Source organism: Cellvibrio sp. (genome assembly GCF_053579595.1).
This window is the reverse complement of sequence record NZ_JBRFPI010000192.1, coordinates 1-6,452: the sequence shown is the minus strand read 5'-3', so window position 1 is coordinate 6,452 and position 6,452 is coordinate 1. Positions and strand designations below refer to the sequence as shown.

Below are 6,452 nucleotides of genomic sequence, written 5' to 3'. Positions count from 1 at the left end.
TTTACCCATCAGTGGAGAATCATTATGAGCAAGTCACACGACACCAAAAAAGAAGGCAAAAAACCTGCCACCAAAACCGCGAAAGAAAAGCATGATGCCAAAAAGGCAAAGAAAATCGAGCAAGCCCACAGAGAGTTTTAATACTCATCAATATTTTTCGATTATTAAAGAAATCAGGCTAATGCATTGTGCATTAGCCTGATTTTTTTATAGCGAAGATTTTTAACCTATACGCTTTGTAATGTTGCCTTTTTATAACAGTTCCTGGCTTATAAGGGCTCCAGCGCGAAGGCGGCCAAATCTGATGCATCCAGATACGAGAGCCGATCATAGCCATTGGTTGCCAGTGCGGTTACATACACATGTTCAGCAAAAGCAGCCTTTCCTCCTGCAACACAAACACCTAACAATTGTGCGGGTGAAAATCCCTCGCGGTAAATGCTATTGCTATCGCGCGTGTAATTATCCGCATTGCCAATCACCATGCCACTGGCATTGGTAAAGCCTTGTTGCAATGCATCATTGCAGGTGCCTTTTTTCACCACAAAACTAAAGGTTGCAAAATTGTGTGGATGATAGGCGCGGAAGGCAACTTCAATATTGGCATTAGGCGGATAAGGCACAAAGCCACAGCAGTCAGACGAAACTTCGCTGCCATTCACTTTGATTTTATAAATCGTCGCTTCACAGCGTTGGTTATCCACACGTGCACTCATGGTAAAGCCATCGGCATTGGCACCGTTCACTAACAAATACTCATCCGGTGCATCGATGGAAGGCGCAAAGCTGGTGTAGTGCGGCACTTGGAAAATGTGTTTTGGAATTGCTGCCAATTTGTTGCCGTTGACATCAAACAATTCCAGTACAAATTCGTAAAGGCCATCGGCAAATTGTGTCGAATCCACGCTCGCCGTAATGGTGTTTTGATCCCAGAGCGGACTCAACTCCGGCGCATTAACCGGATTGGAAGCCGGAAACGCAGGCGGGATTAGGTATAAATCATCCTGGCCGTTGAGCGATACCGGACCCAACTTAAAGGTATTCTGGCCAAAATGTTTATGGTTAAGCGCATCAAAATATTCGTAGGTATAAGCTTTGTGTAGCGCCTGACCTTTATGCAAAGACGTTAACGCAGTTGCAGGCGAATTGGACAAGTCCGCATTGCGCAATTGACGATAACTCCAGCGGTAGTAGTACATACCATTCGTGGGCAATCCGCTGCCAAATTGCACAACAAAATTGAGCGTGCCGCCAAACGGCCGACGATAATTATCCAGCGCACTGCTGCCACCGGCCATAAACACATCGGTCAAACCCACATGGTTAAATAATTTCCCCTGGATCACCGAGTACTGATCGGCCTGTTTGATATGGTTCACGCTCGCGCTGGAACCAATGGTTTTGATCCACACAATATCGCCGTCAATGACATCATTACATTCCCAGCGCACACGCGGATCGGTCACGCGGATAGTGACTGAACTGCCGCACAGATAATCCCAATAGGTATTGCAGGGCACCGAGGGTTTATACACGGTTGTCCAGACACCATTGATTAAATATTCCACCCAAAAATACAAATCCGGTTTGTCACCATCATTCCAATAATGGAAAGTGACATCAAAGGCACCATTTAAATCGGTATAGGCCAAAGCGACTTGGTCATAGCGGTAAAAATACGGCCACAGCCAGGAGACATGGCAAAAATAGGGATGGAAAAGTGCAAAATTTTCCACAATCGATTTGCGAATGGCCGCTGCGCTACCTGAGTTTAATTGGTTAAGGATTTTTGGTGATGAGAGTATCGCAGTCTGCGCGGCAACTAATTGCGCTGGCGCGCTGGCCGCATCCTCTGCCGTTTGTTTGCGCTCAGTTAAACGGCTCAATGGCGAACGGGAGCGCGCGCTCAACTCGGATGCTGCATTAAAATTAAAAGCGCGCACACCCGGCGGTTCTGGTTGCGGATTCAGCTCAGCAATCACTGGGCCTACTGGATCGAATATAGATGGATCAAAGGGTTCTGGCTCTGGAATCGGGAACGGCCATTGCGGAGTTGCGATAATTTCGGGAATTTTAATAATGATGCGATCCGGAATTTTACTGATTAATAACCAGATCCTGTCCACTTCACATATATGCACCCGCGCATGGCAAATACCGCGATCTTGCGTGAGCGTACCGAGCGAAAAATTTTTAATGACGCGCCCGCGCACCCGGCAGGAGCGACGCAACCAAAGCAGCGGATAATCGCGGGGGATTAACACCGGGTTGAGCAGCCCTTCGCGGTTAAAATCCAATACCACCTCAAACGGTTTGAAACGCTCAAGCTCAGCAATAGTAGTAATGTCTTCTATCGCTTTATCACCTGCGGGGGCGACCAACACTTTATACAAGCGCGGGTTCGCGCCCGCCGTTTTAAACTCCACAGTTTCACTGCGCACAGCGGTTTTTTCCAGCAACTTACCGCTGCGGGAAAACAAAAAAGCAACCAGGGGAATATCTTCCTCAGGTTTTCCATCAAACCTAAGCGGAATAACAAGATTGTCAAATGATGTGTTCATGAAAAAATCCTCTCAAGAAAAATGTTGGCCTTAATAAGCAAGGCGTAAAACACATTTACGTAGTGAGGAAAATTGCTGTATTCGCGAGCCGGATAAATGCTTCACCGCAGCTTTCCCAAAAGGAAAACCACGCTGCACTACAAAGGCGCGACGAATAAGAAAGATAAAAAACACTAACCGGCAAATTTCCTTTTACGACTGGTGAATGGTTCCACAGCCACTGGAAGTATCTCCTCTGGCGCTTCATCCCTGGTGCATCTGCGGAAGTGCCTTCATCCCAAAGGCAACGACTACCACACACTGTGATGCTAAGCCTCCATACACATAGAAAGCTGTGATTTATTCATATCCCGTTCGGGTAATTAATCACAGTAAACAACGCTCTTTTTTCACCGCCATCGTTTGCAGAGAAAGAGAATAATTCGAGGTAAGGGCAAAACGCCTTTCATTAGCAAGGAGGCAAGTTTTGTTCTTTAACCCCATTAATCTTTTTAGGAGAAGGACCATGTCAGAAGATAAATCAGTAGATACCAAAATCGATGAATCTGCCACCAAAGAGCGTCGCGATTTTTTGCGCAACTCAGTGCTGGCAGCAGGCGCGGTGGCGACGTTGGCGGTAGCTGAATCTGCCAGCGCGCAAACCTGCTATGACGCAGGTGGCAATGTGATAAAAGCCACCGGCACACAGGTTATCGATGTCGCCTTTAATAGCAGTGACTTGGTAATGGATGATTTGTACAGTGTCATCAAACAGCTAGGCAAGCTGACCGGCTGCTTAAATTGCGGCTTTAACGGTTTTGATTTACGTTTTCGCATCAATCCGGTAATTCGCCTGGATACACGTATTCCCGCTGCTGCAACCCTGTCACAACGCTAAGCCTATAGTGCGCCGGTAAGTGCCCAGCGCATTTATCGGCGCGATTCATGTCGGGAGAAGGAAATGCTGCCACAAAAATCACTGCGCAAACTCGGTGTAGGGATTAATTATCACTGGGATTTTCAAGATCTCATCTACACTCACCTCGACCGTATCGATTACATCGAAGTAAGCCCGGACATTTTTTGCGAAGAAGTTATCGCAGCAAACAACAGCCGTCGCTTTCAGCTGGATACGCGTAAATTGCAGGATGCAATCGCACTGGGGCGCAAATGCCCGGTGATTGTACATGGACTCGGTTTATCGCTCGGTTCTGCCAGTGGTTGGAATGCTGACTATTTAACAATGCTCGATAATTATGAGGAACAACAATCTTTTTGTTGGCACAGCGAACATCTGGGTTTTACTCTGGTAAAAAATCAGGATGGATCGGAAGACCATGCCGGCTTGCTGTTGCCAATGCCCTTTACAGCCGACGCATTGGATTTACTTTGCCCGCGCATCCAACATTTGTGTACACGCTACAACGTACCCTTCTTAATCGAGAACACCACCTATTATCTGCCGCATTTTTCCAGCCATACACAGGCTTGGGATGAAATTGATTTTTTAAACCAACTACTCGCGCGCACAGATTGCGGACTCTTACTCGATTTATATAATTTTTATTGCAATGCCATCAATTTTGGCTTTGATCCTTACGCGGCATTGGCCCGTTTACAGTTTGATCGTGTGATAGAAATTCATATTGCCGGTGGTGTTACTCATGAGGGGTTTTTATTGGATGTTCACAGTAGCGAAGTGCCAGAAGAAGTATGGGCGCTGCTCGAATGGATTTTGCCGAAGTTGCCCAATCTTTGTGCCATCACCTATGAGTTACTTGAACAAGCATTGCCACTAATGGGCGAGGCTCGCATTATCGCGCAATTGGATCGCTGCAAATCGCTGTGGAATTATTATCTGGATTGCCGCAAGGAGTTGGACAATGTCGCTGCTTGATGTACAGCGCAGTCTGGTGGGTTTGACGCGCGGCTCAATGGGCGCGTATGAAAATGCCCTTCAGCTCACACCGGATGAGCAAGAATGGTTAACGCAGATTCTGGATTCAAAAGGGTTGCAGGTTACCCAGCAAATTCAGCAGTGGTGGCGCATGAGCCGCGTATGTTCAACTGCCCCCCTGACAATAGAATTACTCAAACGCAATGGCCTTACCGACCTGATTGTTGAATACATCACTAACCAACCGGTACGCACTTTATTTTTTGCGGCGGAGCTGGAACAATTTAAACAGTTTTTAGAAACCCACGCACAGGTCGATACCACCACTAAAACGCTGATTGCATTTGAAGCCGGCATAAAAGCCGCTACCCAACTGGCGTCTGCCAATTTAACGACACAGACTTTTTCACTATCGCTCAAATTTGAACAGAATCCGCTCGAACTTTTTACCGCCCTGCTCACGGGAATGCCGCTGCCCCCCGCAGATCCGCAAGGATTTCAACTTGTTGTTGACTCCACGCTGGAGACGTTATGGCGCTGCTATCGCAACGATGCCATCTCATTGTATTCGCTTAATGAGCATGTTTCCGCCGGCTAGCACTGGGGGTACGCCAGCGAACAGACTATCTCTCCGCCGAAAATTACAATGAAATCTGTCTATCACAACGAGCAATACATCATGAACATTACAAAAATAATTGCCATCGCCCTGCTGGTTCTTGGCATATTAGGTTTGGCGTACGGCGGATTCAGTTATACCAAAGAAACTCACGAGACGAATATTGGCCCGCTGAAGTTGAGCATTAAAGAAGAGCAACGGGTCAACATTCCTATCTCACTGGGTATTGGCTGCTTGTTGTTTGGCAGTTTGTTGTTGGTATTGCGCAATAAATTTTAATTCTCCGCCTCGCCAGAGCGCGTACGCCGTGCGCGCAATAGAATAAAATCCCAGGGTTATTTCTACGCCGCTATGCGCTATCGCCTCAGATAGCCTACACTTCCCTCACCGACAATTGTCCGGTCGAATAACTAAGTGCTCACCCCTTTTCAATCCAATCAATGTCCGGGTTTTATTGAATGAGTCAATTCATGTGGATACTTGTGCTGGCCGCTATCGCCAGTATTGCGAATGCTCAAACTCCGGCAGATCCACCCCCAAAAACACTGATCGTGACGCATAAACTCCCCGAATTCGGCGATTTAAACCGCAAAACCTACGAGCAGCAAGTGATTGAGCTGGCGCTGGAAAAAACTCGGAAAAAAGTAGGGGCATTTGAGATGATGCCCATTAACATTATTTCCCGTACCCATGCCGTAGCAGCGCTTAGCAAAAACCTCTATCAAAATTTTGTGATAGCACTTAGCTACGAAGATGAATTATTGAAAAGCGGCGACCTGATTTACATTCCCTTTCCGCTCGAATTGGGGGCACTGAGTTATCGCATCTGCTACGCCAATAAAAAATTCACCAAACAAGTACGCGAGATAGACAGCCTGCAAGAATTAAAAGCCTACAAGGTGGGTGTGGGCACCGGCTGGGTCGACGCAAAAATTTTGCACCACCATGGCCTGCAGATTGTCGAAGGAAGCAATATTACCGGCTTGTTCCGCATGACTCAGGCTGGCCGCACAGATCTCTTCTGCCCCAGCCCGACTGAATACTTTCATGAGCTCGATATAGAGAAAGCCACTGATTTTCAATTAGATAATAAACTCGCACTCTATTACCCCTTGCCGAAATTTTTATTTAGCCATAAAAGTAACCAGGCACTGATGGACCGCATCAAAGAGGGTATTGATATCGCCTACAAAGATGGCTCTTTTCAACAATTATGGCGCGAAGTCCATGAAGCAGATTTAAAGCGCGCAAAACTGGATGAACGTCATTTTATTAAAATGGAAAATCCTTTTATTACGACACTAAACGATGACTATAAACGGTATCTGATCAATCCACTCGAGTATTGACTTGATCGACCACCAGCCGGTGCTCGCCATCAAACACCGGCAGGCAC

General features: G+C 46.8%; 6 protein-coding genes. 5 read left to right on the top strand and 1 reads right to left on the bottom strand.

Going from position 1 to position 6,452, the window contains the following annotated elements; all coding sequences use genetic code 11:
* Positions 1 to 269 precede the first annotated feature (269 nt).
* Positions 270 to 2,561, bottom strand: a complete 2,292-nt coding sequence (locus tag ACWA6V_RS12665; RefSeq protein ID WP_449522831.1) for a hypothetical protein — start codon at positions 2,559 to 2,561, stop codon at positions 270 to 272.
* A gap of 505 nt (positions 2,562 to 3,066) precedes the next feature.
* On the opposite strand from ACWA6V_RS12665, the gene ACWA6V_RS12660 reads away from it, so the two are divergent.
* The 5 genes from ACWA6V_RS12660 to ACWA6V_RS12640 all read left to right on the top strand — a co-directional run bounded on the left by ACWA6V_RS12660 (position 3,067) and on the right by ACWA6V_RS12640 (position 6,405).
* Positions 3,067 to 3,438 (top strand): hypothetical protein, encoded by a 372-nt coding sequence (locus ACWA6V_RS12660; protein ID WP_310072571.1) that lies wholly within the window; start codon positions 3,067 to 3,069, stop codon positions 3,436 to 3,438.
* Between the two features lie 63 nt (positions 3,439 to 3,501).
* The gene (locus tag ACWA6V_RS12655; RefSeq protein WP_449522830.1) at positions 3,502 to 4,437 is read left to right on the top strand and encodes a DUF692 domain-containing protein; all 936 of its coding nucleotides are present in this window, start codon (positions 3,502 to 3,504) and stop codon (positions 4,435 to 4,437) included.
* Positions 4,424 to 5,035 carry a hypothetical protein gene (locus ACWA6V_RS12650; RefSeq protein ID WP_449522829.1) on the top strand — a complete coding sequence of 204 codons (612 nt, stop codon included), beginning with the start codon at positions 4,424 to 4,426 and terminating at the stop codon, positions 5,033 to 5,035. The genes ACWA6V_RS12655 and ACWA6V_RS12650 overlap by 14 nt, the downstream gene beginning before the upstream one ends.
* Before the next feature lie 48 nt (positions 5,036 to 5,083).
* A complete protein-coding gene (locus ACWA6V_RS12645; RefSeq protein ID WP_449522828.1) occupies positions 5,084 to 5,335 on the top strand; it encodes a hypothetical protein in 252 nt (83 codons plus the stop codon).
* Positions 5,336 to 5,526: 191 nt separating this feature from the next.
* Complete coding sequence (locus ACWA6V_RS12640; protein WP_449522827.1) at positions 5,527 to 6,405, top strand: hypothetical protein; 879 nt, start codon at positions 5,527 to 5,529, stop codon at positions 6,403 to 6,405.
* Positions 6,406 to 6,452 lie beyond the last annotated feature (47 nt).